The organism is Oryzihumus sp., assembly GCF_054325275.1.
The window spans coordinates 1-24,246 of sequence record NZ_JBTCWL010000026.1; the positions used below are offsets into that span (position 1 = coordinate 1).

The 24,246-nt window shown below is 72.6% G+C and carries 24 protein-coding genes and 1 tRNA gene; 10 read left to right on the plus strand and 15 right to left on the minus strand.

The genetic code is table 11. The features are described 5' to 3' along the window. The 5 genes from ACXVGS_RS08665 to ACXVGS_RS08685 form a co-directional block, all read left to right on the plus strand. On the plus strand, positions 1 to 803 hold an 803-nt coding region (locus ACXVGS_RS08665), incomplete at its 5' end, for a biotin/lipoyl-containing protein (RefSeq protein ID WP_458536845.1). A 20-nt stretch (positions 804 to 823) separates the two neighbouring features. After that, entirely contained in the window at positions 824 to 1,840 is a 1,017-nt protein-coding gene (locus ACXVGS_RS08670) for a beta-ketoacyl-ACP synthase III (protein WP_458530946.1), read from the plus strand. An 82-nt stretch (positions 1,841 to 1,922) separates the two neighbouring features. Then, on the plus strand, positions 1,923 to 2,171 hold the full coding sequence (locus ACXVGS_RS08675) for an acyl carrier protein (protein WP_141787858.1): 249 nt from the start codon (positions 1,923 to 1,925) through the stop codon (positions 2,169 to 2,171). Between the two features lie 129 nt (positions 2,172 to 2,300). After that, positions 2,301 to 3,551, plus strand: a complete 1,251-nt coding sequence (fabF, locus tag ACXVGS_RS08680; RefSeq protein ID WP_458533125.1) for a beta-ketoacyl-ACP synthase II — start codon at positions 2,301 to 2,303, stop codon at positions 3,549 to 3,551. Then, positions 3,551 to 5,002, plus strand: a complete 1,452-nt coding sequence (locus tag ACXVGS_RS08685; protein ID WP_458529197.1) for an acyl-CoA carboxylase subunit beta — start codon at positions 3,551 to 3,553, stop codon at positions 5,000 to 5,002. Before fabF ends, ACXVGS_RS08685 begins: the two co-directional genes overlap by 1 nt. A gap of 154 nt (positions 5,003 to 5,156) precedes the next feature. On the opposite strand, the gene ACXVGS_RS08690 is transcribed toward ACXVGS_RS08685, so the two are convergent. Next, positions 5,157 to 5,672 (minus strand): DUF3145 domain-containing protein, encoded by a 516-nt coding sequence (locus ACXVGS_RS08690; RefSeq protein ID WP_458529198.1) that lies wholly within the window; start codon positions 5,670 to 5,672, stop codon positions 5,157 to 5,159. Between the two features lie 163 nt (positions 5,673 to 5,835). Here ACXVGS_RS08690 and ACXVGS_RS08695 point away from each other — a divergent pair, with 163 nt between their 5' ends. Beyond that, positions 5,836 to 6,567, plus strand: coding sequence for an FMN-binding negative transcriptional regulator (locus ACXVGS_RS08695; protein WP_458531084.1), 732 nt, complete (start codon positions 5,836 to 5,838; stop codon positions 6,565 to 6,567). On the opposite strand, the gene ACXVGS_RS08700 is transcribed toward ACXVGS_RS08695, so the two are convergent. Next, a complete protein-coding gene (locus tag ACXVGS_RS08700) occupies positions 6,564 to 7,103 on the minus strand; it encodes a hypothetical protein (protein ID WP_458531083.1) in 540 nt (179 codons plus the stop codon). The two genes, ACXVGS_RS08695 and ACXVGS_RS08700, sit on opposite strands and share 4 nt — an antisense overlap. 157 nt (positions 7,104 to 7,260) lie before the next feature. On the opposite strand from ACXVGS_RS08700, the gene ACXVGS_RS08705 reads away from it, so the two are divergent. Beyond that, positions 7,261 to 7,334: transfer RNA gene (locus ACXVGS_RS08705), tRNA-Ile, on the plus strand. A gap of 40 nt (positions 7,335 to 7,374) precedes the next feature. Beyond that, a complete protein-coding gene (locus ACXVGS_RS08710; protein ID WP_458531082.1) occupies positions 7,375 to 8,070 on the plus strand; it encodes a hypothetical protein in 696 nt (231 codons plus the stop codon). A 278-nt stretch (positions 8,071 to 8,348) separates the two neighbouring features. Here the strand turns inward: ACXVGS_RS08710 and ACXVGS_RS08715 are convergent, their stop codons facing one another. From ACXVGS_RS08715 to ACXVGS_RS08735, 5 genes are all read right to left on the minus strand, one after another. Beyond that, complete coding sequence (locus ACXVGS_RS08715) at positions 8,349 to 8,837, minus strand: nitroreductase/quinone reductase family protein (protein WP_458529202.1); 489 nt, start codon at positions 8,835 to 8,837, stop codon at positions 8,349 to 8,351. Positions 8,838 to 8,950: 113 nt separating this feature from the next. Further along, positions 8,951 to 9,574: a DUF4386 domain-containing protein gene (locus ACXVGS_RS08720; RefSeq protein ID WP_458536846.1), complete on the minus strand. Its 624-nt coding sequence runs from the start codon at positions 9,572 to 9,574 to the stop codon at positions 8,951 to 8,953. A gap of 230 nt (positions 9,575 to 9,804) precedes the next feature. Continuing rightward, on the minus strand, positions 9,805 to 9,978 hold the full coding sequence (locus tag ACXVGS_RS08725) for a hypothetical protein (RefSeq protein WP_458529204.1): 174 nt from the start codon (positions 9,976 to 9,978) through the stop codon (positions 9,805 to 9,807). Positions 9,979 to 10,063: 85 nt separating this feature from the next. After that, entirely contained in the window at positions 10,064 to 10,579 is a 516-nt protein-coding gene (locus ACXVGS_RS08730; protein ID WP_458529205.1) for a DinB family protein, read from the minus strand. A gap of 332 nt (positions 10,580 to 10,911) precedes the next feature. Further along, complete coding sequence (locus ACXVGS_RS08735; protein ID WP_458529206.1) at positions 10,912 to 11,349, minus strand: HEAT repeat domain-containing protein; 438 nt, start codon at positions 11,347 to 11,349, stop codon at positions 10,912 to 10,914. Between the two features lie 40 nt (positions 11,350 to 11,389). On the opposite strand from ACXVGS_RS08735, the gene ACXVGS_RS08740 reads away from it, so the two are divergent. Then, positions 11,390 to 11,809 (plus strand): hypothetical protein, encoded by a 420-nt coding sequence (locus tag ACXVGS_RS08740; protein WP_458536847.1) that lies wholly within the window; start codon positions 11,390 to 11,392, stop codon positions 11,807 to 11,809. Positions 11,810 to 11,890: 81 nt separating this feature from the next. Next, on the plus strand, positions 11,891 to 12,376 hold the full coding sequence (locus ACXVGS_RS08745; RefSeq protein WP_458531079.1) for a VOC family protein: 486 nt from the start codon (positions 11,891 to 11,893) through the stop codon (positions 12,374 to 12,376). A gap of 44 nt (positions 12,377 to 12,420) precedes the next feature. Here the strand turns inward: ACXVGS_RS08745 and ACXVGS_RS08750 are convergent, their stop codons facing one another. The 8 genes from ACXVGS_RS08750 to ACXVGS_RS08785 form a co-directional block, all read right to left on the minus strand. Then, entirely contained in the window at positions 12,421 to 13,350 is a 930-nt protein-coding gene (locus ACXVGS_RS08750) for a sulfotransferase family 2 domain-containing protein (protein WP_458531078.1), read from the minus strand. 102 nt (positions 13,351 to 13,452) lie between these two features. Continuing rightward, positions 13,453 to 16,335 carry a TolB family protein gene (locus tag ACXVGS_RS08755; RefSeq protein ID WP_458535394.1) on the minus strand — a complete coding sequence of 961 codons (2,883 nt, stop codon included), beginning with the start codon at positions 16,333 to 16,335 and terminating at the stop codon, positions 13,453 to 13,455. A gap of 160 nt (positions 16,336 to 16,495) precedes the next feature. Beyond that, the gene (locus ACXVGS_RS08760) at positions 16,496 to 18,436 is read right to left on the minus strand and encodes a DUF6541 family protein (RefSeq protein WP_458529211.1); all 1,941 of its coding nucleotides are present in this window, start codon (positions 18,434 to 18,436) and stop codon (positions 16,496 to 16,498) included. After that, positions 18,433 to 19,167: an ABC transporter ATP-binding protein gene (locus ACXVGS_RS08765; protein ID WP_458536848.1), complete on the minus strand. Its 735-nt coding sequence runs from the start codon at positions 19,165 to 19,167 to the stop codon at positions 18,433 to 18,435. The genes ACXVGS_RS08760 and ACXVGS_RS08765 overlap by 4 nt, the downstream gene beginning before the upstream one ends. Then, positions 19,167 to 20,030: an ABC transporter permease gene (locus tag ACXVGS_RS08770; RefSeq protein ID WP_458529213.1), complete on the minus strand. Its 864-nt coding sequence runs from the start codon at positions 20,028 to 20,030 to the stop codon at positions 19,167 to 19,169. The genes ACXVGS_RS08765 and ACXVGS_RS08770 overlap by 1 nt, the downstream gene beginning before the upstream one ends. Beyond that, entirely contained in the window at positions 20,027 to 22,006 is a 1,980-nt protein-coding gene (locus ACXVGS_RS08775) for a glycosyltransferase (RefSeq protein ID WP_458536849.1), read from the minus strand. Before ACXVGS_RS08775 ends, ACXVGS_RS08770 begins: the two co-directional genes overlap by 4 nt. Next, the gene (glf, locus tag ACXVGS_RS08780) at positions 22,003 to 23,187 is read right to left on the minus strand and encodes a UDP-galactopyranose mutase (RefSeq protein WP_458536850.1); all 1,185 of its coding nucleotides are present in this window, start codon (positions 23,185 to 23,187) and stop codon (positions 22,003 to 22,005) included. The genes ACXVGS_RS08775 and glf overlap by 4 nt, the downstream gene beginning before the upstream one ends. Next, the gene (locus tag ACXVGS_RS08785) at positions 23,184 to 24,086 is read right to left on the minus strand and encodes a glycosyltransferase (RefSeq protein ID WP_458529216.1); all 903 of its coding nucleotides are present in this window, start codon (positions 24,084 to 24,086) and stop codon (positions 23,184 to 23,186) included. The genes glf and ACXVGS_RS08785 overlap by 4 nt, the downstream gene beginning before the upstream one ends. Between the last annotated feature and the right edge of the window lie 160 nt (positions 24,087 to 24,246).

Genomic DNA, 24,246 nt, shown 5'->3' on the forward strand with positions numbered 1-24,246 from the left:
CCGTCACGCCGACCGGCATGAGCGCCGTCCTGGGCGGTGACCCCGAGGAGGTGGCCGCGACCCTGGAGCGCCACGGCCTCACCGCGGCCAACAACAACGGCGGCGGCCAGCTCGTCGCCGCCGGCACCCTCGAGCAGCTCGAGGCGCTCAAGGCCGACCCGCCGGCCAAGGCCCGGGTCATCCCGCTGCAGGTGGCCGGCGCGTTCCACACGCACCACATGGCCCCCGCGGTCGACGTGCTCGCCGGCTACGCCCGCGCGATCTCCACGCACGACCCGCGTACCCGCCTGGTCTCCAACGCCGACGGCGCCGTGTTCCACGACGGCCGCCAGGTGCTCAAGCGCCTCGTCAGCCAGGTGAGCAACCCGGTGCGCTGGGACCTGTGCATGGAGACGTTCAAGGACATCGGCGTGACCGGCCTGATCGAGATCCCGCCGGCCGGCACGCTGGCCAACCTGGCCAAGCGCGGGCTGCCGGGGGTCGAGGTGCTGGCGCTGAAGACGCCGGATGACCTCGAGGCCGCCCACCGGATGGTCCGCGAGCACGCCCAGCCCAGCGAGGTGGCCGACAACCCCACCTGGCGCCTGGTCATCGCCCCGGCCAAGGGCACCGTCACCTACACCGTCACCGAGGCCGGCACCACCGTGCCCGCCGGGTCCGTCGTCGCCACGGTCAACACCCTGCGCGACAGCTACTCCGTCACCGCACCTCACGGCGGACGGGTCATCGAGTGGCTCGTGGAGGACGGCGACCCCGTCTCCCCCGGTCAGCCGCTACTGCGCCTGCACCCCACCGAAGCCTGAGTGACCCGGAGATGACCGAGATGACCCAGCCCACCCACCGCGGGACGCTGAACCCGCCCGCCGGCGCCAAGCACGCCCGCATCTGGGGCGTCGGCGGCTACCGCCCCGAGCGCGTGGTCACCAACGAGGAGGTCTGCACCTGGATCGACTCCTCCGACGAGTGGATCCGGGAGCGCTCCGGCATCGTCAGCCGACGCTGGGCCGCGCCGGAGGAGTCGGTGGTCGACATGGCCGAGCAGGCCGCGCGCAAGGCGCTGGCCTCGGCCGGGATCAACCCCTCGCAGGTCGGCGCGATCATCCTCGCGACGGTCACGCACCCCTACCAGACCCCCGCTGCCGCCCCGATCCTCGCCGACCGGCTCGGCGCCACCCCCGCGGCGGCGTTCGACATCTCGGCGGCCTGCGCCGGCTACTGCCACGGCATCTCCCTGGCCAACGACATGGTCCGCGGCGGCAGCGCCGAGTACGTCCTGGTCGTCGGCGTGGAGAAGCTGTCCGACTTCACCGACAGGCACGACCGCGGCACCGCGTTCATCTTCGGTGACGGCGCCGGCGCCGCCGTGGTCGGCCCGTCGGACTTCCCCGGCATCGGCCCCACGGTCTGGGGCTCCGACGGCGCCCAGTGGGAGACCATCTCCCAGCGTGACCCGTGGACCAGCGTGCGCGACCACGACGTCGACTGGCCCGCCATCGGCATGGCCGGGCAGTCGGTCTTCCGCTGGGCGGTCTGGTCGATGGCCCCGGTCGCCCAGGCGGCCCTGGACAAGGCCGGCGTGAGCGCCGACGACCTCGACGCGTTCATCCCCCACCAGGCGAACATGCGGATCATCGACGCGATGATCAAGCAGCTCAAGCTGCCCGCCCACATCCCGGTGGCCCGCGACATCGCCGAGACCGGCAACACCTCGGCCGCCTCGATCCCCCTCGCCACCGAGCGGATGCTCGAGCAGGGCGAGGCACCGCACGGCGGACTGGCCCTGCAGATCGGCTTCGGCGCAGGCCTGGTCTACGCCGCGCAGGTCGTGGTCCTGCCCTGATGACCCCCGCGGCCCGACGGGTAACTCGGGTCAGCCCGCACCACCCCGTCACATCCATCGAATCACCAAGGAGCTGAACCCCATGGCGCAGAGCGAGCAGGAGATCCTCGACGGCCTGGCCGAGATCGTCAACGAGGAGACCGGTCTGCCGACCGAGTCGGTCGAGCTCGACAAGTCCTTCACCGACGACCTCGACATCGACTCGCTGTCGATGATGACGATCGTCGTCAACGCCGAGGAGAAGTTCGGCGTGCGCATCCCGGACGATGAGGTCAAGAACCTCAAGACGGTGAAGGACGCCGTGTCCTTCATCGCCAGCGCCCAGGGCTGACCCACACCTGACCGCCCCGGTGCCCGCGTCCCGGACACACCCCTGGCCGCGGACGCGGGCCCGGAGCCAGCCCCACGGCATACCCACCATCACCGGCTGCCTCACCCAGACCAAGGAGCACAACTTCCGATGACCCCGAACCCCGAACGGCGCGTCGTTGTCACCGGGCTCGGCGCGACCACTCCCCTCGGCGGCACTGCGACCGAGACCTGGGACGCGATCCTCGCCGGGCGCTCGGGCGCGCGCACGATGACCTATGACTGGGTGGCCCAGTACGAGCTGCCGGTGACCTTCGCGGCCACCATCAAGACCCCGCCGGAGGAGGTCCTGGCCAAGGTCGAGGTGCGCCGGCTGGACCCGTCCGCGCAGTACGCCCTGATCGCCTCCCGTGAGGCGTGGGCCGACGCCGGCTCCCCCGAGGTCGACCCGGAGCGTCTCGGCGTGGCCATGGGCTCGGGCATCGGTGGCGTGTGGACCCTGCTGTCCCAGTGGGACACGTTGAAGGAGAAGGGCCCCCGCCGGGTGTTCCCGCTCGCGGTCCCGATGCTGATGCCCAACGGTCCGGCGGCCGCAGTGTCACTGGAGCTCGGCGCCCGCGCCGGCGCGCACACCCCGGTCAGCGCCTGCGCCTCCGGCGCCGAGGCCATGGGCTTCGCCCTCGAGATGATCCGCTCCGGCCGCGCCGATGTGGTCGTCGCCGGCGGCACCGAGGCGGCCGTCCACGCGCTGCCTATCGCCGGGTTCGCCGCGATGCAGGCCCTCTCGACCCGCAACGACGACCCCGAGCGCGCCTCGCGCCCCTACGACACCGGCCGTGACGGCTTCGTCCTCGGTGAGGGCGCCGGCGTGATCGTGCTCGAGAGCGAGGAGCACGCCAAGGCCCGCGGCGCCCGCATCTACGCCGAGCTCGGCTCGGTCGGGATGTCCGCCGACGCCCACCACATCGCCGCCCCGGAGCCCAACGGCGCCGGCGCCTCCCGCGCCATGCGCGAGGCGGTCGAGCGGGCGGGCCTGAGCCCCAAGGACATCGTCCACATCAACGCGCACGCCACCTCCACACCGGTGGGCGACGTCGCGGAGTCCAATGCGATCCGCCGCGCCTTCGGCGACGACGCGGACGGTATGCCGGTCAGCGCCACCAAGTCGATGACCGGTCACCTCCTCGGCGCCGCCGGCGCCCTGGAGAACGTCCTGACCATCCTGGCGGTCCACCACCGCGTGGCGCCGGCGACGATCAACCTCGACGACTTCGACCCGGAGATCCAGCTCGACGTCATCCACGGCGAGCACCGCAAGCTGCCGCAGGGTGACATCGCGGCGCTGAACAACTCCTTCGGGTTCGGCGGCCACAACGTCGCCCTGACCGTGAAGAGCATCTGATGACCGCACGCATGCCGAGCGAGGCCGCCCAGGCAGCCGCCACCGCCACCCGGCCCAAGGTCGACCGCGAGAACGACCCGCGCAACCCGCGCAAGCGGCTCGAGGCGTTCTTCGACCCGGGCACCCTGGAGCTGATCACCCCCGAGGACACCAGCGGCATGCTGGCCGGCGTCGGGCAGGTCCGCGGCACCAAGGTCGTCGCGTTCGCCTCCGACGCCACCATCCAGGGCGGCGCCATGGGCGTCGACGGCTGCAAGGTCATCCTCGTCGCCTACGAGCGGGCGCTGGTCGACGGCGTGCCGGTCGTCGGGCTGTGGCACTCCGGTGGCGCGCGCCTGGCCGAGGGTGTCGTCTCGCTGCACGCGGTCGGCGAGGTCTTCGCGATCATGACCCGCGCGTCGGGCAAGATCCCGCAGATCTCGATCGTCATCGGCGCCGCCGCCGGCGGCGCGGCCTACGGCCCGGCGCTGACCGACATCGTCATCCTCGGCCCGGACGGCCGCGTCTTCGTCACCGGCCCCGACGTGGTCCGCTCGGTCACCGGCGAGAACGTCGATGCGCTGCGCCTCGGCGGCCCGGAGCCGCACGGCCGTCGCTCCGGCGTCGTCCACGTGGTCACCTCCTCCACCGAGGAGGCGCTCGAGCGGGGCCGCCTCATGTGCGCGCTGCTGGGTGACCAGGGCAAGCTCGACGTGGCCTCGGTCGAGGACCGCGACCTGGCCGAGACGTTCCCGGAGTCGGCCAAGCGCGCCTACGACGTGCACCCGCTCGTGGCCAACGTGCTCGACCATGGCGAGGACAGCGTCGAGCTGCACCCCAAGTGGGCGCCGAACATCACCACCACCCTGGGCCGCTTCGGCGGCCGCACCGTGGGTGTCATCGCCAACAACCCGATGCGTCTGGGTGGCTGCCTGGACTCGGCCTCGGCCGAGAAGGCCGCCCGCTTCGTGCGCATGTGCGACGCGTTCGGCGTGCCGCTGATCGTGCTGGTCGACGTGCCCGGCTACCTGCCCGGTGTCGGCCAGGAGTGGGACGGCGTCGTGCGCCGCGGCGCCAAGCTGCTGCACGCGTTCGGCGAGTCGGTGGTCCCCCGCGTCACCCTGGTGACCCGCAAGACCTACGGCGGCGCCTACATCGCGATGAACTCCCGCTCCCTCGGCGCCACCCGCGTCTTCGCCTGGCCGACCGCCGAGGTCGCCGTCATGGGCGCCGTCGCCGCGGTGCGCATCTTGCACCGCCGGCGGCTCGCCGAGGTGCCCGAGGAGGACCGCACCCAGGTCGAGAACGAGCTGGCCCTCGAGCACGAGAAGCTGGCCGGCGGCCTGCCGCGCGCGGTCGACATCGGCGTGATCGACGAGGTCGTCGAGCCGACCAAGACCCGCTCGGCCCTGGCCCGCGCGATCGCCGAGGCGCCGCAGCGCCGAGGCCACCACGGCAATATCCCGCTGTAACGCCGCGCCACCCACACAGCCCGAAGGGTTGACCACATCCTGGTGTGGTCAACCCTTCGGCGTGCGGGGGACCTGGTCCCGACGTTGGCGTCAGCCGAGGGGTCCGGGGGCACCAGGCTCCCCGGTCCCACCGGCTGACAAGCTCCTTCCCGTCTCACCCCACCTTGTGCAGCCAGCGCACGGGAGCCCCGTCACCGGCATACCGGAACGGCTCGAGCTCCTCGTCCCAGGCGGCGCCCAGCAGCAGGTCGACCTCGTGGGCGAGCACCTCGGGGTTGCCCTTGCTGATGGCGATAGCGGTGCGCAGCCGGTCCTCGTTGACCACGGCGTCGCCGCTGGCTGAGGTCCACGCGTGGTGGATGCCCAGGCGCGGCGTGTGCGACCAGCGCGAGCCGTCGCAGCCGGGGCTCGGCTCCTCGGTCACCTCGTAGCGCAGGTTGTCCCAGCCGCGCAGGGCGCTGGCGATGCGCCCGCCGGTGCCGGCCTCGCCGGTCCAGGACAGCTCGGCGCGCAGGAGGCCGGGCCCGGCAGGCTGGCGGGTCCAGTCCAGGCTGACCCGCTGGCCGAGCACACTTTCGAGAGCCCACGTGATGTGCGGGCACAGCGCAGAAGGGGTGGAGTGCACGAACACCACCCCGCGCGTCGTGGGACGCGACGTCACAACAGACATCCGGACCTCCTGTGTGCGAGGGACGTCTTCCCCAACGACCTCGTGCACGAAGAGAACCCGGCGGTATGCCGTGTGCCCGGGCGAGCCGGACTGGTCGTCATTGTGCCCCATGGGGCACCTGCGCACCACCGAATCGCGTATCGACTCCGCCTAGGATCGCCACATGCTGGTGCACCCCTGGGACGGCCCCGTCGACGAGCACGAATGGCGGGAGGCCTTGCGCGTCCTGGACTTCGGCCAGCTCATCGCCCCGGGTGGGCCCGGCCGCGAGCTGCCGGTGGTGGTCCCGACGCACTTCCTGTTCGACGGTGACCGCACGGTCGAGCTGCACCTGGCCCGGCCCAACCCTGTGTGGGCGGCCTTCGAGGAGCGCCCTCGGGCGCTGCTGACCGTGGTGGGCGACTACGTCTACGTCCCGGCAGAGGTCAACGCCGGCGACGACCCCGCGCTCGGGGTGCCGACCAGCTACTACGCCAGCGTGCAGGCCGAGGTCGACGTGGAGGTGGTCGACGACCCGGCGGCCAAGGCGGCGATCCTCAACCGGCAGCTGGCGCACTTCGAGCCGGCGGGCTCACCCCGGCTGCCGGTCGACGCGCTGGGCGCGGACCGCCGGCAGCTGCCCGGCATCCGCGGGCTGCGGCTGACCGTCACCGGCGTGCGGGCGAAGTTCAAGTACGGCGGCAACAAGAGCGTCGAGCAGCGGGTCGAGATCGCCTCGGCCCTGGCGTCGCGGGGCGGCCCGATGGACGGCGCGGCCCGGCGCCGGCTGCTGGCGCGGCTGCCTGGCGACTCTGTTGGCCCGACCGGCGGCGCCGTTGGGCCAGGCGGCGCGGTGGACGCGGCGACGCCCGGAGTGCCGACGGGCGGGGGCACCCCGGGCGACCCGACCGGCTAGTCCGTGCCGGACGTGGTGCCGGTTCCGCCGACGCCGCTGCCGCCGGAACCGTTGCCGCCGGCGCCGGCCGGGGGCATACCGCGGCCCGGACCGCCGGCGCCCTGGACCTCCACGGAGTTGACGGCGAAGTCCTTGCCGACGTGCACCGTGACGTGCGTGCCATCGGGGCGGAGCATGTGCGCCTCGTAGACGCCCTCGGCGTCGGTCTCGACCCGCTCGATGATGGCCTTGGGCTCCTTGGCCCTGGCCGCTGCCGTCACCTGGTCCTTGGTCGTGCCGGTGAGCAGCTTCTCGCCGGGGTGGGTGGCCTGGTGCGGGTCCGGCGCCTGAGCGCCCACGGGCGGCTGGCCGCCCGTGGGCGGCTGGCTGTCGCCGGGCTGACCCGAGGGAGCCTGGCCGTAGCCGCCCTGCTGCGGCGCGGGATACCCGGTGCTGGTGGGCGTCTGCGCGTTGGCCAGGGACGCGCCGGCGACGGCCACGCCGACAGCGGTGGCCAGGGCGGCGACGCCGATGACGAGGTTGCTGGGCTTCTTCATGGTGGGCTCCTCCGTGCGGGGACGTGCTGTCGTGGACCACCGTCGGCGCTGGGACTGTGCCCGCCCCGTCGCGATCTGATGACGAGGCTGTGAGACGCCCGCGATAGGCTCCGAGGCGCCCGAGCCGGTATGCCGTGCCAGCCGCGTGCCGGGCCCGGGGGCAGTAGCTCAGTCGGTCAGAGCAGCGGACTCATAATCCGTCGGTCGTCGGTTCAAGCCCGACCTGCCCCACTACCGTTCCAGCGGGTTTCGGAGCGGGCGGGGGGACGGCATGCGGGCGGGGAAGGCCATTGGCCGAGCAGTGGGGGCCGCGCAGCTCGGCTGCCTCGTGTTGGCCATGGTCGTCACCCTCATCCCCGCTGACCCCAGCAGGCTGCTCGTCCTCGCCGGCCGGGTCGTCCGTCCGGCCCAGGTCGGCGCCGCCCTGGTGGCCGCCGCCTTCGTCATGGCCGTCCTGGCCCCGGTCGTCGCGCCAGCCCTCCTCCAGCCGGAGCCCCCCGTGCCGTCGCCGGCCATGGCCGCCGGTGCTGCCGAAGCGGAGCAGCAGGCTCCCTCGGCGTTCCTCCCGCAGCAGCGAGGGGCTGGGCGACATCGGCGCTGGACAACGACGGCGAGGCGGATCGGCCGGGCCGCCGTGGCAACGGCTGCAGTCCTCTGTGTCGCGTGGGCGGCTCTGGGTGACGCGGCCTCCCGGTACCTCGTGCTGGGGCCAGCCAGCCCATCCGGGTGCCGCGTGGTCGTCGACCAGAGGTCGTTCCTGCTGCTTGGCAGCGGTGTGGTCCATGTCCTGCGCCCAGGCGAGCACCTCACCCATCCGGTCGGTGGCTACGTCACCGACGATGGATACCGGCCATTCGACTTCGGGACGTACCGCCTGACCTGGTCGGGCGAGACAGCCACGCTCGAGCTGTGGGGTGATCCGAACATGCCGGTGTCACCCGCGCACCAACGGCTGCCGTGCTCCTGAAGGCTTCCGCGTTGGTAGGGGTTGTCGCATCCGGCGGGCGGGTTGCGTTTGCGAGCCAGCGGGTCATGGCTCGCGCGGCCAGCGAGCTCACTGACGGGAACGACACCTGGCTCACCTCCCTTGGCACCTCCATAGCCCGGCCGTCAAGGCAGTGCAACGCGTGTGGCTGCGGCCCGTACGCGAAGGCGAGTCGCTCGACGGCAGGATGGTCCTGGCCAGGGTGGGAACGCGGTACTGGTTGCATCGCGTCTCGCAGGAACGGCCAGGGGAGGTGCCACCTAGCGCTCCGCGCGGCCTGGCAGGGGCTCGAGGACCACGACAGCGGTCTCCGTCGACCGGAGTGCCGCGTAGGCGTCGAGGTTCTTGTCGATCTGCCGCCACCACGCCCAGAGGCGATCCCGTTCCTGTCCTGCGGCAGCGTGGGCCGTGACCATGCCGGCGCTACCGGCGAGCTCGACCCTGGCCTCGGGGTGGGCCTGGAGGTTGAGCCACCACGACGGCTCCCCGTCAGCCCAGCCGTTCATGGCCAGCGTGACCATGCGTGGACCGTCCTGGACGTAGCCGAGGATCACGCTGCGTGACGCCCCGGTGCGGCGCCCCGTCGTAGTGAGTCGCAGGGTGCCGTAGCGGTTGCCCTTCGGCCGCCACAGGCCGACGCGTCCCCCCGTGGCGCGGTACAGCCCGCGGTGCACGTACCAGGCCAGCCGCACAACCCAGCGGGGAGGAAGCCAGGGCCGCTTGTCGCGCCCCTTCGGCACGGTTGTCATCTCAACGCCTCCTCCCGTCGCCGCACGTCTGACCGTGACGGCACGCCCGGCACCCCGTCACCTCCGCAGGACTCTGCTCACGCCGGCGCCGGAGACATCGAAGCCCCTGACGATCAGCCACACCGCCAACACCATCTCGTTGACCGCGATCGGTGCCGCCAGTAGGCCTGCCACACCCCCGGCAGGTCGAGCCCGGCGAGCTCCAGCACCCCTCGCAGCAGGATCAGGGCCGCAGCCACGAGCCCCCAGAGGGACAGCCATGCGGGCACCAGGGAAGCCCGGAACAGCAGGCTGTACAGGAGCAGGCCTCCCACGCCGAGCAGCACCATCGACCCACTGAGATACGTCCACTCACGCAGCGCGAGGACCAGCGCAGGGGCACGGCTGACAGCGCCGACCGCCCTGGCTCCCGGTCCCGACGCGAGGAACACCAGGGCTGCGACCGAGGCCGCCATCAAGAAGACGGCTTCGAGGGTCCGCACGCCTGCGTAGGCCAGAGCCAGCCCCTCGTCGCGACGCCGAAGCACGGGGAACAGCAGCGCACCGATGCCGAGCACCGACAGCGCGAGAACCAACTCCAGGAGCATCCCGGTCACCACACGGCTGTGATCGGCGGCCACGGCGGCCAGCGCCCCCGGATGCTCGATCGCCAGCACCATCGAGCCCCCGACAATCGCCGTGACGGTACCGACGATGAAGAGCACACCCACGGTCCGGGCGATGACCTGGTCGCTCACCGCGATCGCACCTTCTCCAGGACCCCACCACTCTCGGCCATGAGGTGCATCGCGGTCCCCCTCCTCGTGGCTGCCCGCACGAGTTCAGGCTGGTGGCCACGAGGGCTCTGGCGGCAGGGGCCAAGGTCCCCGGGGCCGCAGGGCGCACCCCCTGCCCAGCGGTCGAGGACTCTGCCGGACGCTGGCGCGCTGACCCGGGGCGCCGGGTCAGCGCCCGCCAACCGGCCAGCTCACCCGAGCCGGCTGCTCCGGTTCCGCTCCCACGACTTGGCGTCGTTCTGCCGGGCGTCCGACTCCACGCTCCCCTGGCCTGGCGACCCCGCTGAGCTGCGGCGTCGCCATACCGACAGCAGGCCCACCGCGACCAGGCCGAGGAACACCACTCCCAGCACGAACCAGAACATGCCTACCCCCATCCCCCGCCACAACGCGTGACACCCACTGTGCCACCCCCCGGGCTGTTGGAGGGACGCTTTCCGGACAGCGCGGCTACTTGTCGGTCGTCCCGTCGACGCACTCGCGCAACAGGTCGGCGTGACCGCTGTGCTGGGCGTACTCCTCGATCATGTGCACCACCACGGCCCGCACCGACATGGTCCCCATCCTCGACTCGATGGTGTCCTCGTACGACGTCGCAGCCAGCACCTCCTCGGCCAGCCGGCATTCTTCAAGCAGCCGCTCGTAGTCGGCCTGCGCCCGCGTCGGGTCGAGGTCCTCGAAGTCGGCGTCCTTGCCCAGGGCCGGGTCGTACATCGGCTCGAGCTGCTGGCCGGCGATCAGCTCACGGAACCACCTGCGCTCCACCTTGGCCATGTGGCGCACCAGGCCCAGCAGCGACAGGTTCGAGGGCGGCACCGAGTGCTGCGCCAGCTGCTCGCCGGTCAGCCCGGCGCACTTGTGCCGCAGCAGAGCCCGATGCCAGGCCAGAAAACCTTCCAGCATCGGCCGGTCCTCGCCCGTGAGCGGGCCGTCGGGGAGGGTCACCTCGGGGGCAGTCCACGTCATGGCGCGATCATCACACCACCGGTATGCCGGGTGGCACCGTTCGCGCCTCGTGTCACCACCGGGTCCGCCGCGCACGGCAATTCGGGCCCTAGGGTCTGCTCCGTGAACCTTTCCGACGCCGAGCTCGCCGTCTGCGCCGCCGAGGCGGGCGCCGCCGTGGTGCGGTCGGTGTACGGCCAGTCCCTGGCCCGGATCGACAAGTCCCCCAGCGACTTCGCCACGGAGGGCGACCTGGCCTCCGAGGCCGCGATCCTGGACCTGCTGCACGCCCACCGCCGGAGGACGCCCTCATCGGTGAGGAGACCGGCGCCAGCCGTCGACCCTCGCCCGCTTCAGGCGCCGGCGGCGGTGAGCCGGACCAGCGCCCGATGCGCGGCCTGGCGGACCCGGGGCACCGGGTCCTCCCGCAGGTGGGCGACCGTCCCGGTCGCCTCCCCCACCAGGTGCCGCGCCACGACCTTGGCCGCCATCTCGCGTACCCGCCACGCCTCGTCGGTGAGGGCACGGCATACCGGTTGGGTGGCCCGGGGGTCCCAGTTCCACAGCAGCCCGCGCAGCGCCCAGACCCGGAACCAGTAGGTGTCGGCGTGCTGCTGGCCGTCGAGGTACTTGCGCGCTCCTGGCCCGGCCAGGGAGAGCACCAGCGCCGGGTCCTCGGCACCGTCGAGCAGGGCGAGGCAGTCGGCGACGACGGCGTCCCTGCCCCGGCGGGCGCACTCGGCCTCGATGTGCTCGCGGGGAGTGACCCCCCAGATCGACCGCGCCGGCATGAGGCCACCATGGCAGAACCCGCGGGCCTAGTCTGCTGACGTGGCCAGGGTGGACCCCGAGGACGACGACCTCCGCCGCTTCGTCGTGCACCACTACCGCTACGACCCCCAGCGGCACGAGCGACGGCACGTGCTTGTGGAGGCGTTCGACACCGCGGCCGAGGCCCGGACCTGCCTCGACCGGGTCCGCGCGGAGATCGAGCGTCGACGGGAGACCGACCCCGGCTTCGACCGCCGCGAGTACGTCAGCAGCCGGACCCTGGAGCCCGGGGATCGGCGCCGGGAGGCGAACTCACGGCTGCTGCGCCGCACCATCCGGCACGGCGTGACCCCCGGCGACTGGGCGGACGACCTCGAGCTGCCCTCGAGCACCTCACGGCTGCGCTTCGGCCGGGACCCCGGCCGGCGCACGACGGCGATGCTGCGCTGGCGCCTGCACAGGTGGCGCAAGGACCGATGATCGATCGCCACGCACGACGTTGTACCGGGTGCAGCATGGAACCGGAGGGACCGGTCCCGACGCACGAGAGGACGCACCACCATGCGACAGAGGATCACCACCAACCTGTGGTTCGACACCGAGGCAGAGGAGGCCGCCGCCTTCTACGTCTCGGTTTTCAAGAACTCGCGGGTCGTCTCGGTCAGCCACTACACCGACGCCGGACCGAGGCCTGCGGGCATGGTGTTGGCCGTGGAGTTCGAGCTGGACGGCCAGCGCTTCGTCGGGATCAACGGCGGCCCGGAGTTCACCTTCGACGAGGCGATCTCGTTGGCGGTCGACTGTGAGGACCAGGCCGAGATCGACTACTACTGGGAGCGGCTGTCCGAGGGCGGCGAGGAAGGGCCCTGCGGGTGGCTCAAGGACCGGTTCGGACTCTCCTGGCAGGTCGTGCCGACCGAGCTGGACGCTCTCATGCGCGACGAGGACCCGGCGCGGGCTCAGCGGGCCATGCAGGCGCTGTTCGGCATGCGCAAGCTCGACATCGCCGCGCTCCGCGCCGCCGCCGACGCCAGCCCGTCGACCTGAGCTGGCGCAGTCTCGGCCCGAAACACATTGCGGCACAGGCGTGCTCAGCCGTGCGCCGCGGCGTGCAGCACCTCCGCGCGCACGTTGTGCTCGACCTCGCGGTTGACGGCCGGCAGCAGCTCGCCGCACAGGCTCCCCTGCACCTGCGCCGCGTCCGGGTCGAACCCGAGGAAGGCGTAGTCCTCGGCGTAGATCTCGTGGATCCGTTGCAGCGTCGTGGGATCCACCATCTGCGGGGACACGTCGACCGGTGAGTCGTTGTCGTGCCCGACGGGCGCCAGCTCCACCCCCTCGGACGCCAGCCGCTCCCGGAGCCAGTCGATGGTCTCCCCCAGCCGGTCGGTACGCCCGACGTGGTCGAACCGGCTGAGGTCGCGGCGCAGCAGCTCGTGCTGGGACACCAGGTGCACGTCGCGGTGCACCAGCGTGGGGTCGGCGTGGAGGTGCGTGACGAGCTGGTCGAGGTCGGCGAGCACGTCCTCGACGGCGTCGAACCGGCGCAGCCCGGGGTCGGGCAGACCGAGCCGGGCGCGGTAGTACGGCGCGCGCACGAGGTACTTGCTCGACCACGTGGTCAGCAGCCGCTCGACCGGGTGCCGGACGACCGTGAACACGTGCCGCAGCCCGCCCCGCATCAGCCGCTTGTATGCCGCGTCGCCCAGGGACTCCACCATCGGCCGGCCGCCGGCCTCGCCGTCCCAGATCGTCTGGCTGACCAGCGACTCCTCGCCCAGCGACTGCACGAACGTGCCGGGGAAGTCGATGCCCGCGGACCGGGTCAGGGCGATGTTCAGCGAGGTGCCAGCCGCCTTGGGCACCGAGACGTAGAGCAGGCGCCACTGCGGGTGCAGGAACGCCAGCCCGTTGTAGCGGCGTACCCACTCGGTGAACTCCGGCGACTCCGACACGCGGCCCTCCTGCTCTCGGCTGACGACGACTCCGAGCAGCGTGAAGTGGCTGGGTGTTCGCCGCATGCCGGCTGTGAGGCCTGCTGGCATCGGTCGGGCGAACTCCCGGCGAACCGCAGGCCTCACCGGTATGCCGTGCCGGTCACCTCCCGGGGCGACCGGCACCGGTCACTTCCCGATGACGAGGCCGTCGAAGAAGGCGACCCTGCCCTTCGACACCGCCTTGAGCACGACCTGGCCCCACCGGTAGGTGGAGGACGCCGGCAGCCAGCGGACCGTCCGGTAGGTCTTGCTGGCGCTGTAGCCGCTGACGACGCCGAGCCTGACCTTGCCCTGCCAGACCTCGAAGGACCCACACGTCGGGCAGGTGGTCATGACCACCCCGATGCGTCGTGCGGTCACCGTCTGGGACTGACGGGACTCGCCGTTGTACATGGGACTGATGTCGCCATAGGCGTACGCCCGGTAGTGGAGCGGGAGCGCGCGGGAGACCCCATCCGAGACGAAGTTGTCGTCGAGGACGGCCGACGTGCACCGCTCGGCGCTCCACGGCCCGACGTTGCCGGCAGCGTCGGTCGCGCGCACGGTGAGGCAGTAGGAGTAGCCCTGCTGGAAGCCGAAGGACGTCCACGTCTCGGTCCCGGTGTTCAGGGCGAGCTGACGGCTCCACGAACCGGTCGGGGAGGCGTAGCGGTAGCGGGTGTCGAACGTGAGGCCACCGGCCCCACCCGCGTCGTGGCCAGCCCAGGAGACCTGCCCGGGCAGGCTGACCCAGTCCCATCCGACGGACTGCGCGTACACCGGGGGGATCCCGGTCATCCACGCCGTCGGCGCCGTCGTGTCCACGGTCCACATGACCGTGGCCGGCGGGGTCGTGTGGCCGGCGGGATCGGCGACCGTCATCGTCAGGGTGTGCGTGCCCTGGCCGAGCACCGGGCTGGTGAAGCCGGCAACCGAGCAGGGCTGCGCCGCGGCGCCGTCGGTGGAGCAGGTTGCGGTCAGGGCCTGGACCGGGTCGTCGGCATCGCTGACCGTCGGGACGATCGCCACGCTTCCCCGGGTGACCGGGGTCTGGCCGTCGTTGGGGTTCGCGTCTCGGGCCTCCAGCATCAGCGTCGGCACCGGCGCCAACGTCACCAGGCGCGTGTGCGCCACCGGGCCCTCCAGCTCGACAGGCAGCGCCACATTCGGCGTTCCCGCGAAGGTGGCCCCGTTCAGCGGCACGACCATCGTCCGGGCAACTCCCCCGGCCAGTGCGCTGCACCCTGCGCCGCTGACGCCCACGGCCAACGACCCTGCGCCCGGGCTATAGGCAGGAACGCCCAAGGCGCAGCCGACCGGGCTCCACAGGGTCTTGGGAACCGTGGCGCCGGCCGCCAGCACCTGGAGCTTGTCCGTCCCAGCGGAGGCGCCGGCCTCGCGCCAGACCACGTCCCCCAACCGGTCGACGTCGGCGGCTGTCGCTGCGGCGCTGCCCGGGAGAGCCGTGGCGACGCCGGACGCGATGGTGACCCAGCGCAGGCCGGCTGGCGCCGGCTGTCCGCCGGCCACAGTCCCTCCGAGCACGAGCAGCCGCGTGCCGTCGGGTGACCAGGCCTGGACCTGACCCGTCGGGGCGAGGACCGTGGTGCGTGCCGGGCTGGCGCCCAGGTCGAGGACCGCGATGCCGTCAGCAGTCGTGGACACGGCGGCCCTGCGGCCGTCCGGGCTGAGCACGGCACGGCGGAACGCCCCCGCCGGGACAGCAGAGGTGTCCACGACCTGGTGGTTCTGGCCACGCAGGTCGGTGAGCCACAGCGCGTCCGCGCCGCCGTTCCCGTCATGCAGGGTGAGGAGCAGGTGCGTGCGGTCCGGCGAGGCCTCGACGCCGGCGACCGTGGTTGCCGTCGGCAGGTCCCCGGCGTCGAGCAGCCGCACCACGGAGGCGTCACCGCTGGACGCCCCTCCAACCAGCGCCCCGCCAGACGCGCCGAGCATGGCCGAGGTGAAGTTGTCGGCGGCGACCCAGGGCGTCAGGACGGATCGTCGGCCCGAGCTGGTCACCAGACGCACCGACCAGGCGAAGCCGAATGACCCGGCCCGCTGGGCTGGACCGTGCCAGGACCGGGCCGCCCCGCTGGTCAGCGGGACTGCCGTCGTGACGCCGTTGGAGGTCCGCATCAGCTCATAGCCGGCCACCGGGTCGTCCTGCGGGCTCTGACCGGGGCTCCACGCCAGGCCCACGTCCGTGGACGTACGCCCGGCGACCCACAGGGTCGGCGGCACCAGGGCGTCGGGCAGGTTCAGGGTGCTGAGGGCGGAGACGCCCGGGACGTTGTCGGCGCCCACACCGACGCCCAGGGCCACCCGGGTGGCGTGCGCCGTCAGGGTGTCGTAGGTCAGCGTGACGGTGCAGGTGCCGTCAACTGGGAGCACCAGCCCCTTCGTGCAGGTGCCTCCCAGAGACTGGCCGGTCGGCGGCGTGGCGAACCCGCTGAGCGTCAGGGAGTTCGTGCCGGTGTTGTGCACCGTCCAGTCCCCGCTCCAGGTGTCGCCGACCTCACTCGTGGAGGCCGCCGGCGGCGTGACCGACAGTCGCGGGTAGGGAACGGCGCTGTGCCAGCGCCACACCAGGCTCGACGCGTAGCCGCAGGTCCGGGTCACCTCCGCGGCGATCTGCTGGAGCGTGCCGTCGTCGGCGTACCGCAGCTCGTGGACCACGATGGTCCCGGTGACGGACGTGTACCCGCTGCCGCAGGTGCCCGTCGGGTCGGCGAAGACCTGGCCTGCCGTCGGCCTGCTGGACAGCGTGTAGGTGCCGATGTCCGGGATCCGCCCGATGGACAGGCCGGCCACCGTGGTCAGGGCTCCGTCCCGGGTCGGCGCCGGATCCGCCGAGACCGGGGTGACTGACTGGATGGAGCTGGTGGCAGTGCTGCCCCAGAAGAGCAGGTCCACCGCACCCGGCGGCGGGCTCCAGGTGTCGGCGAGCGCCGGGCTCGCGACGGTGCCGGACAGGACCAGGACGGGCACGGCCAGGACGGCAGCCCACAGTCGACGGACGCGATGCACGCGAACCACGCTTCCCCCACGAACGTTGAGCCCGCCCCGTGCGCGCCGAGCGCAGCCTAGGGCCGGAACGCCCCGGTACGAAGGCATTTGCACAGACCTGCAACGCGCGTCGCCGGCATCAGCGCCCCGGCCGACCGGACAGCCCCGGGAGGCCCCCTGCTCAGCTGCCGCAGGCGGTGATCCGGTACAGCGTCAGGCGCCCTCCGCTGGCGACCGGCTGGAAGCCGGGTGCCCCCGCGACGTGCAACCCGGCATACCAGCGCTGTCGGGGGTCGGTGACCCAGAACCCGCTGGGCCCGTCCAGGACGTAGCCCACGTGCAGCCGGCGGGCCGCGGTGCAGACCGCCCTGTCGCCGGAGGCGTCGACGAGCTCGTTCGCCAGCAGGGTGCCGTCGGTGCCCCAGCGCCCGAGCATGTGCGGGTAGAGCATCTGGCGATGGCTCAGCGCCTGCCCGAGGACCGAGCCGTTCCACGGGCTGCCCGCGACGACGCTGCCGGCCGGCACGAGGGCGTCGAGGCGCCGGAGCAGGGCCTGCTCCCGGGGCCCGGCGAGGACGTCGCGGGAGGGGTAGTACCAGGTCGACAGGACGTGCGCGTTGTCCCTGACCGACAGGCCCTGGCTCAGCAGCACGACCGCGAGCAACGCGAGGACGGCCCGGTGGGCGTGGGTCCACGGGACCACCCGCACCCGCCCGGCCTGGTCCACGAGCCAGTCCAGCCCGAGGACGGCCAGCGGCACGCCGGTCACCGGGATCAGCGCCCCGAGGCGGAACGCGTCGTTGTACCAGGGGCCGGTGAGCATCTGCGAGATCGGGGCGTCGCTGCCCGCCGCGAGCACCCACAGCCCGGCGGTGACGAGGTGGCAGGCACCGAGCCACCACACCGGGGACCGGAGGCTGGTGACCAGGCCGACGAGGACCAGCCCGGCGAGGACCGCCGCGACCGGGACGGCGCAGGGGGCGGACAGCAGCCACTCCCCCGCCGCCTGCGGGATCGACTCCCGTCGCGGCCAGTTGGTGCCGCGGGTGGCGGCGAAGACCGGCGACCAGATCACCAGCCAGACCACCACCAGCACGTAGCCCGCGACCCCGCCCCAGACGAGGCGGGCCCGCCGGTCGTCCACGACGCTCCGGTCACCGAGCAGGCGACGGGCCGCGGCCGGCGCCAGCACCATTCCCCACGCGAGCAGGGCGACGACGACGTTGGGGTGGGCCAGCACGAGGCCGGGCATCACCGCGACCGTCACGAGCGCCGCGCGGCGGCGACCGAGCAGGTCCTCCCGGGCCAGCCCCGCCAGCGACACCAGCGCGGCGAGGCAGGCCGGCAGCAGGGCGGTCCCCAGCGCGTTGGGCCACACGGTGCCGTAGGACATGAGCATGTACGGCGCCGCCGCGAACCCTGGCGCCAGAACCCCCGCGGCGACCAGCAGGAACGGCCGGCTGCCCAGGACCTGCCGGGCCAGCAGGACACAGCCCGAGACCCAGACGAGGGCGGCGGTGGCGACCGAGACCGCGTTGGCGGCGGTCGGCGGCGCGACACCGGCGACCTCGGCCACAAGCGCGGTGACCGCGTGCCAGGCGGCCGGGTAGAACACGTGCGCCTGCTGCGGCGAGCTCACCCGCCCCAGGTCCAGGCTCGAGGCGTCACCGGTGGTCATGGCGTAGCGCACCGCGTTGAGGTGGAACACCGCGTCGAAGGTCTGCGCGACCGCGTCCGGGCGGCGCAGGCCCACCATGACCGAGGCGGACGCGAAGACCGCCCCCACCGCTCCCCCGGCCAGCGCCAGCAGGCGGGTCGGTGACCGGTCCGAGCCCGGCGCGCTGCCCTGCAGGCGCCGCAGCAGCAGGTCCAGGCCGAAGGCGAGCGCGGCGGACACCGCCGTGACGAGGAGCGCGAGCGCCACCCCCCACCGCATCCCGACGAACGGGCCCAGCACGGCGCCCACCGCGGCGATGGACACCGACAGCGGCGCGGCCAGCCCCCAGGCCGGTATGCCGCGCAGCCCGGCTGCGTAGGCCGTGGCCAGTCCAGGGACGAGGAGGACAGCGGCCGCCGCCAGCAGCGCCGGCCAGGCCGGTGCCCAGGCGGCCAGCGAGGTCACGCCGGGGCCTTGAGGTGGGCGACCGCCTCGGACACGTCCCCGTCATGGATGACGCTGCCCTGCTGGAGGACCACGCCCCGGTTGCAGAGCCGTTCGACCAGCGGCAGGTCGTGGCTGACCACCACCAGGGTCCGTCCCTCGGCCGACAGGCGCTCGATGCGCTCCAGGCAGCGCCGCCGGAACGGCTCGTCGCCGACGGCAAGGATCTCGTCGACGAGGAAGACGTCCGGCTCGGTGTGCACGGCGACGGCGAAGGCCAGCCGCAGGAACATCCCCGAGGAGTAGAAGCGCACCTGGGTGTCCAGGAACGGGCCGATGTCGGCGAAGTCGACGATGTCGTCGAACCGGGCCCGGATGTCCGCCTCCGTCATCCCGAGGATGGAGGCGTTGAGGAAGACGTTCTCCCGCCCGGTCAGGTCCGGGTGCAGGCCCGCGCCGACCTCGAGCAGGCCCGCGACCCGGCCGCGCAGCCGCACCCGCCCCTGGTCGGGCGCCATGACCCCGGCCCGGAGCTTGAGCAGGGTCGACTTGCCGGACCCGTTGCGCCCGAGCAGGGCCATCGTCTGCCCCTGCGGCACGGTGAGGTTGATGTCGTCCAGGGCGGTGAAGTCGTTGTGCCGCTCCCGCCCCTGCATCATCCACACCAGGCTCTCCTTGAGGGAGTGGGTGTGGCGCAGGCGGAAGCGCTTGGTGACGCCGTCGACCTCGACGGCGATGGGTCGCGTGCTCATCACAGCTCCTGGGCGAACCGGCCGGACAGGCGGCGAAAGACCAGCTGGCCGACGACGATCAGGACCACGGTCATGCCGAACGCCGCCACCGTCTGCCCAGCCAGCCCGGGGGGCGTGGCGCCGGCGTTGGTGCCGGAGGCCCACGTGCCGCGGTGGACCAGCTCCACGGCCACGGTGAGCGGGTTGAGCTGGTAGAGGGTGAGCCAGATGGACCCCTCGCCGAAGACGGCGGCCACCCGCTGCCACGGGTAGAGCACCGGCGACACCCAGATGAGCACCATGAGCACGAGGTCGACCACGTTCTCCACGTCGCGGAACAGCACGTTGACCGCGCCGAGCAGCAGGCCCAGCCCCAGGGCGAGCAGCAGCACCAGCGCCAGGCCGGCGACGAGGGCGGCCATGCCGACCGGGTCGGGGCGCCAGCCGCTCAGGAGGGACCCGGCCAGCAGCACGACGACCTGCGGCGCGAGGTGGACGACCGCCACGCAGATGCTGGCCACGGGGAACAGCTCGCGCGGCAGGTAGATCTTCTTGACCAGGTCGGCGTTGGCCACCACCGAGCGGGAGGCGTTGCCGACAGCCTCGCTGAACGTCGTCACCACGACCAGGCCGCCGAAGAGGTAGACCGGGTAGTTGCCGATCGCCCGCTGCTGCAGGATCAGGCCCATGCCCACGAGGTAGACGAGGAACTGCACGGCGGGCTTGACGTAGGACCAGCCCAGGCCGAGCACCGAGGCGCGGTAGCGCACCCGCAGCTCCTTGCGCACCAGCAGGCTGAGCAGGAACCGCCGGCGCACCACCTCCAGCAGGCCCCCGCCCCACCCCTGGACGGTGAGGGCGGCCTCGGGTTGGACCACGGTCACGGAGCGGTCCCCCCGGGGCCCTCGAGGGTCTTGCGCCAGGCGTCCTCGCCGGCCAGCTCGGCCAGCGCGGCCTGGTAGCGGCGGGCCAGGGCCGGCCACTCGCGCAGCAGCCGCTGGTGGGTGGCGAGGGCCTCCCGCACGGCGGTCCGCGTCGCCGCCCGGTCCCGCCGGTGCCACGAGACACCGGTGCCGTCGGTCGTCGAGACCAGGGCCGAGTCGAGCCGGGACAGCGTCCACCAGCCCGCGTCGACCGCCGGGACCACCCGTTCCGGGTGGTCCTGCGCGGCTGCGGGGACGGGCTTGAGCTGCCGGGCCAGGCCGGCTGCCGCCGTGGCCATGGTCGCCAGCGTAGACCCCGGCTTGCGGGTCACCACGTCGCGCTTGCGCGGGCGCGGGCTGTGCACCGGGGCGAACTCCTCGGGGTCGGGCTTGACCACCGCATCGGGGAAGGCGGAGCGCAGCGCGCGGACCGCACCGAGCTTGGTGGGGAGCTGCTCGTGCAGGTGCTCCGGGCCGGCGAGGACGTCCAGCAGCGCCTGCTGCCGCAGCCGCGCCGCGGAGTACTGCATGGCCATCAGGTGCTTGAGCTGGATGGCCAGGCTCTCGCGGACCATGCGCCCCCCGTGCTCGAACTGGGAGTGCAGCAGGGCGGCGACGAACCGGTTGCGGGCGTGGAAGTAGGCCTGCCAGTCGACGCTGTCGTCCTTGTCGGTCCACGGGACGTGCCAGACAGCCGCACCCGGCAGGGACACGGTCGGGAACCCGTGGGCCGCGGCGCGCAGGCCGTACTCCGCGTCGTCCCACTTGATGAACAGGGGCAGCGACAGGCCGACCTCGCGCAGCACGGCGGTGGGGATCAGGCACATCCACCAGCCGTTGTAGTCCACGTCCACGCGACGGTGCAGCCACGGCGTCGAGCGCAGGTTGGCGCGGGACAGGTCGTGGTCGTGCTCGGTCGGCGCGGCGGGGGCCCAGCGGAACTGCCAGGGCAGGACGACCTCGGCGAAGGCGTGCAGCACCGACCGCTCGTGCATGCTGAACATGTGGCCACCGACGATGGTGGGCCGGCGCGCGAAGTCCGCGAAGGCCACGGCGCGGGCGATGCCCTCGGGCTCGCAGACGACGTCGTCGTCCAGCAGCAGCACGTGGTCGCTGCGCCCGCCGTCCAGCGTCTCGATCATGGCGCGGGAGAAGCCTCCCGAGCCACCGAGGTTGGCCTGCTCGACGATCCGCAGGCGGTCGCCGAGCGCCGCGTGGGCCCCGGCGAAGCCCTCGTCGTCGCGCACGTTCTGGGTGCCCTGGTCGATGACGAGGACCTCGTCGACGACGTCGCGCAGCTCAGCGGCCTCGCCGAGCTGGCCCAGCAGGGCGGTGCAGTAGGAGGGCCGGTTGAAGGTGGTGATCCCGACCGTGACCGTCGAGGCGGGCCGGCCGGCCTCGGGCACGAGCCACTGGGCCTCCTCCAGGCGCAGCTCCTCCTGGCCGGCGACCAGGTCGAACCAGTACCAGCCGCCGTCGCCGAAAGCCTTCAGGGGCAGCTCGATGAGGTGCTCGGCCGAGCCGTCCAGCTGGCGCGAGGAGACGCGGGCGACGGCCCCCCGCGCGGAGGAGCGGTAGACCAGGAGGGTGCCCGTGCCGTGCGCCCTCACGCGCAGGGTGACGGTCTCGACGACCGTCCAGCGCCGCCAGTAGGCCGCGGGGAAGGCGTTGAAGTACGTCGCGAACGACGTCCGCTCCCCGGGGCCGACCCGGTAGGAGTACCGCCCCAGGACCTGGTCGGGCTGCTGCGTCGAGGACGTCGGTGCCAGCACGGTGGTGCCGTGCTCGGTCTCGACCGGCACGGGTACGTGCTCGCCGTCGACATAGAGCGGCAGGACGTCGAGGTCGCCCTCGGTGGGCAGCACGACGCGGGCCACGACACGCAGGTCGGCCGCTCCCGGACGGTCGGTCGGGGAGAGCTGGTCGGCGGCACTCATCGGGCCACCTCCGCCAGCGCCTGGCGACCCTGCAGCAGGTCGTCGAGGTCGTTGTCGGCGAGGCGCAGCGCCGAGGCGATGGCCATGTGCATGTCGAGGTACTGGTAGGAGCCGAGCCGCCCACCGAAGACCACCTGGTGGTCGTCGCGCTCGGCCTGCGCGAGCTCGCGGTACTCGAGCAGCCGGGTCCGGTCCTCCGGGGTGTTCACCGGGTAGTACGGCTCGTCACCGGCGCCGGCGAAGCGGGAGCGCTCCCGCACGATGACCGTCTTGTCGGACGGGTAGTCGCGCTCGGGGTGGAAGTGGCGGAACTCCAGGATGCGGGTGAAGTCCACGTCGTCGTCGGCGTAGTTCATCACCGGGGCGCCCTGGAAGTCCCCGACCGGCAGGACCTCCTGCTCGAAGTCGAGCGTGCGCCAGCCGAGCGGGCCGTGCACGTCGCCGAAGTACCGGTCCAGCGGACCGGTGTAGACCACCGGCACCTGGCCGCGCACGGCGTCCCGGGACAGCTCGTGACCCTCCTCGAGGAAGTCGACACCGAGGCGAACGTCCACGCGGGGGTGGTCGGCCATCCGGCTCAGCCACGCGGCATACCCGTCCGTGGGCAGGCCCTCCCAGGTGTCGTTGAAGTAGCGGTTGTCATAGGTGAGCCGCACCGGCAGCCGGCTGATCACCTCAGCGGGCAGGTCCCGCGGGTCGGTCTGCCACTGCTTGGCGGTGTAGCCCCTGATGAACGCCTCGTAGAGCGGGCGGCCGATCAGGGAGATCGCCTTCTCCTCGAGGTTGGCCGGCTCGCCGGTGAGCTCGGCGGCCTGCTCGGCGACCAGCGCGGCGGCCTCGGCGGGTCCGAGGTTGGCGCGGAAGAACTGGTTGACCGTGCCGAGGTTGATCGGCAGCGGGAACACCTCGCCGCCGTGCACGGTCCACACCCGGTGCTGGTAGGAGGTGAACGAGGTGAAGCGGTTGACGTAGTCCCACACCCGGGCGTTCGACGTGTGGAACAGGTGCGCCCCGTAGCGGTGCACCTCGAGGCCCGTGTCGGGGTCGATGTCGCTCCACGCGTTGCCACCGACGTGCTCGCGCCGGTCGAGCACGACGACGTCGAGACCGCGCTCGGCGGCACGCTCGGCCACGGTCAGCCCGAACAGCCCCGACCCGACGACGACGAGGTCAGCCCTCATCGACGAGCCCCCCGCCGGTGCAGCAGTCGGTGATGCGTGACGGGCAGTGAGTCCACTGATGGTGATCCCTCCGATGGGGTCGTGAAGGTACGGCGGTACAGGGCACGGCGGATGCCTACCGGGATGACCCGGTAGCCGCCGCGGACGGTGAGGTTGCGCAGCATCTGGTTGGTGGTGGTGAAGCCCTCGGCGCGCAGCCGGCGCTGGAGGGCGACCTCGGAGCGCAGCAGCCGCAGGCCGCCGCGGCGCTGGTAGGAGCCGCTGTCCACGCGGTACTGCACCAGCGCGTCGGGCACGTTGGCGACGCTGGCCCCGGCGTCGATCATCCGGGTGAACAGCCAGTAGTCCTCCAGCAGCGGCAGCTCGCGGTAGCCGCCCGCCTCGAGCACCGCCGAGCGCCGGTACACCACGCTCGGGTGGTTGAACGGGCTGCGCAGCCGGGCGGCGCGGGCGATCTCGTCGGCCTCCAGCGGTGGGACGCGCAAGGTCCCGAAGCTGCCGTCCGGGTCATTGTCGGAGAACTCGACCAGGGCCGAGCCGACCAGGTCGGCACCCGCCTCGATGAGCGGCAGCTGCACCGCGAACCGGTGCGGGAGGCTGACGTCGTCGGCGTCCATCCGCGCGATGACCTCGTAGCTGCAGGCGGACAGGCCGCACTGCAGCGCCTGGGCCAGCCCCACGTTGTGGCTCAGCCGCAGCCGGCGCACCGGCACCGGGCTCTCCGACTCCAGGCGGTCGAGGGCGCTGGCCAGCCCGGGGGTGATCTTGCCGTCCTGCACGATCACGACCTCGGCCGGCGGCCGGAGCTGTTCCTCGACGGTGCTCCGGAACGCCCGCTCGACGTGCGACGGCTCATCGCCCCCGTAAACGGGCAGCAGCAAGGAGAAGGGGGTGCTCACAAGTGTGAAGGTAGGAGCGCTTCTTGAGAGTTAGGTGAACGAAACATGACAGAGCCTGAACCCCGTCTTTCACTTCGGCGAAGGCGTCCTGTGAGACTCTCCGACGTGCTGAGCAGGCACCCCGCAGGCCCGTCAGACCCCCCAACAGTAAGGCCGCCGC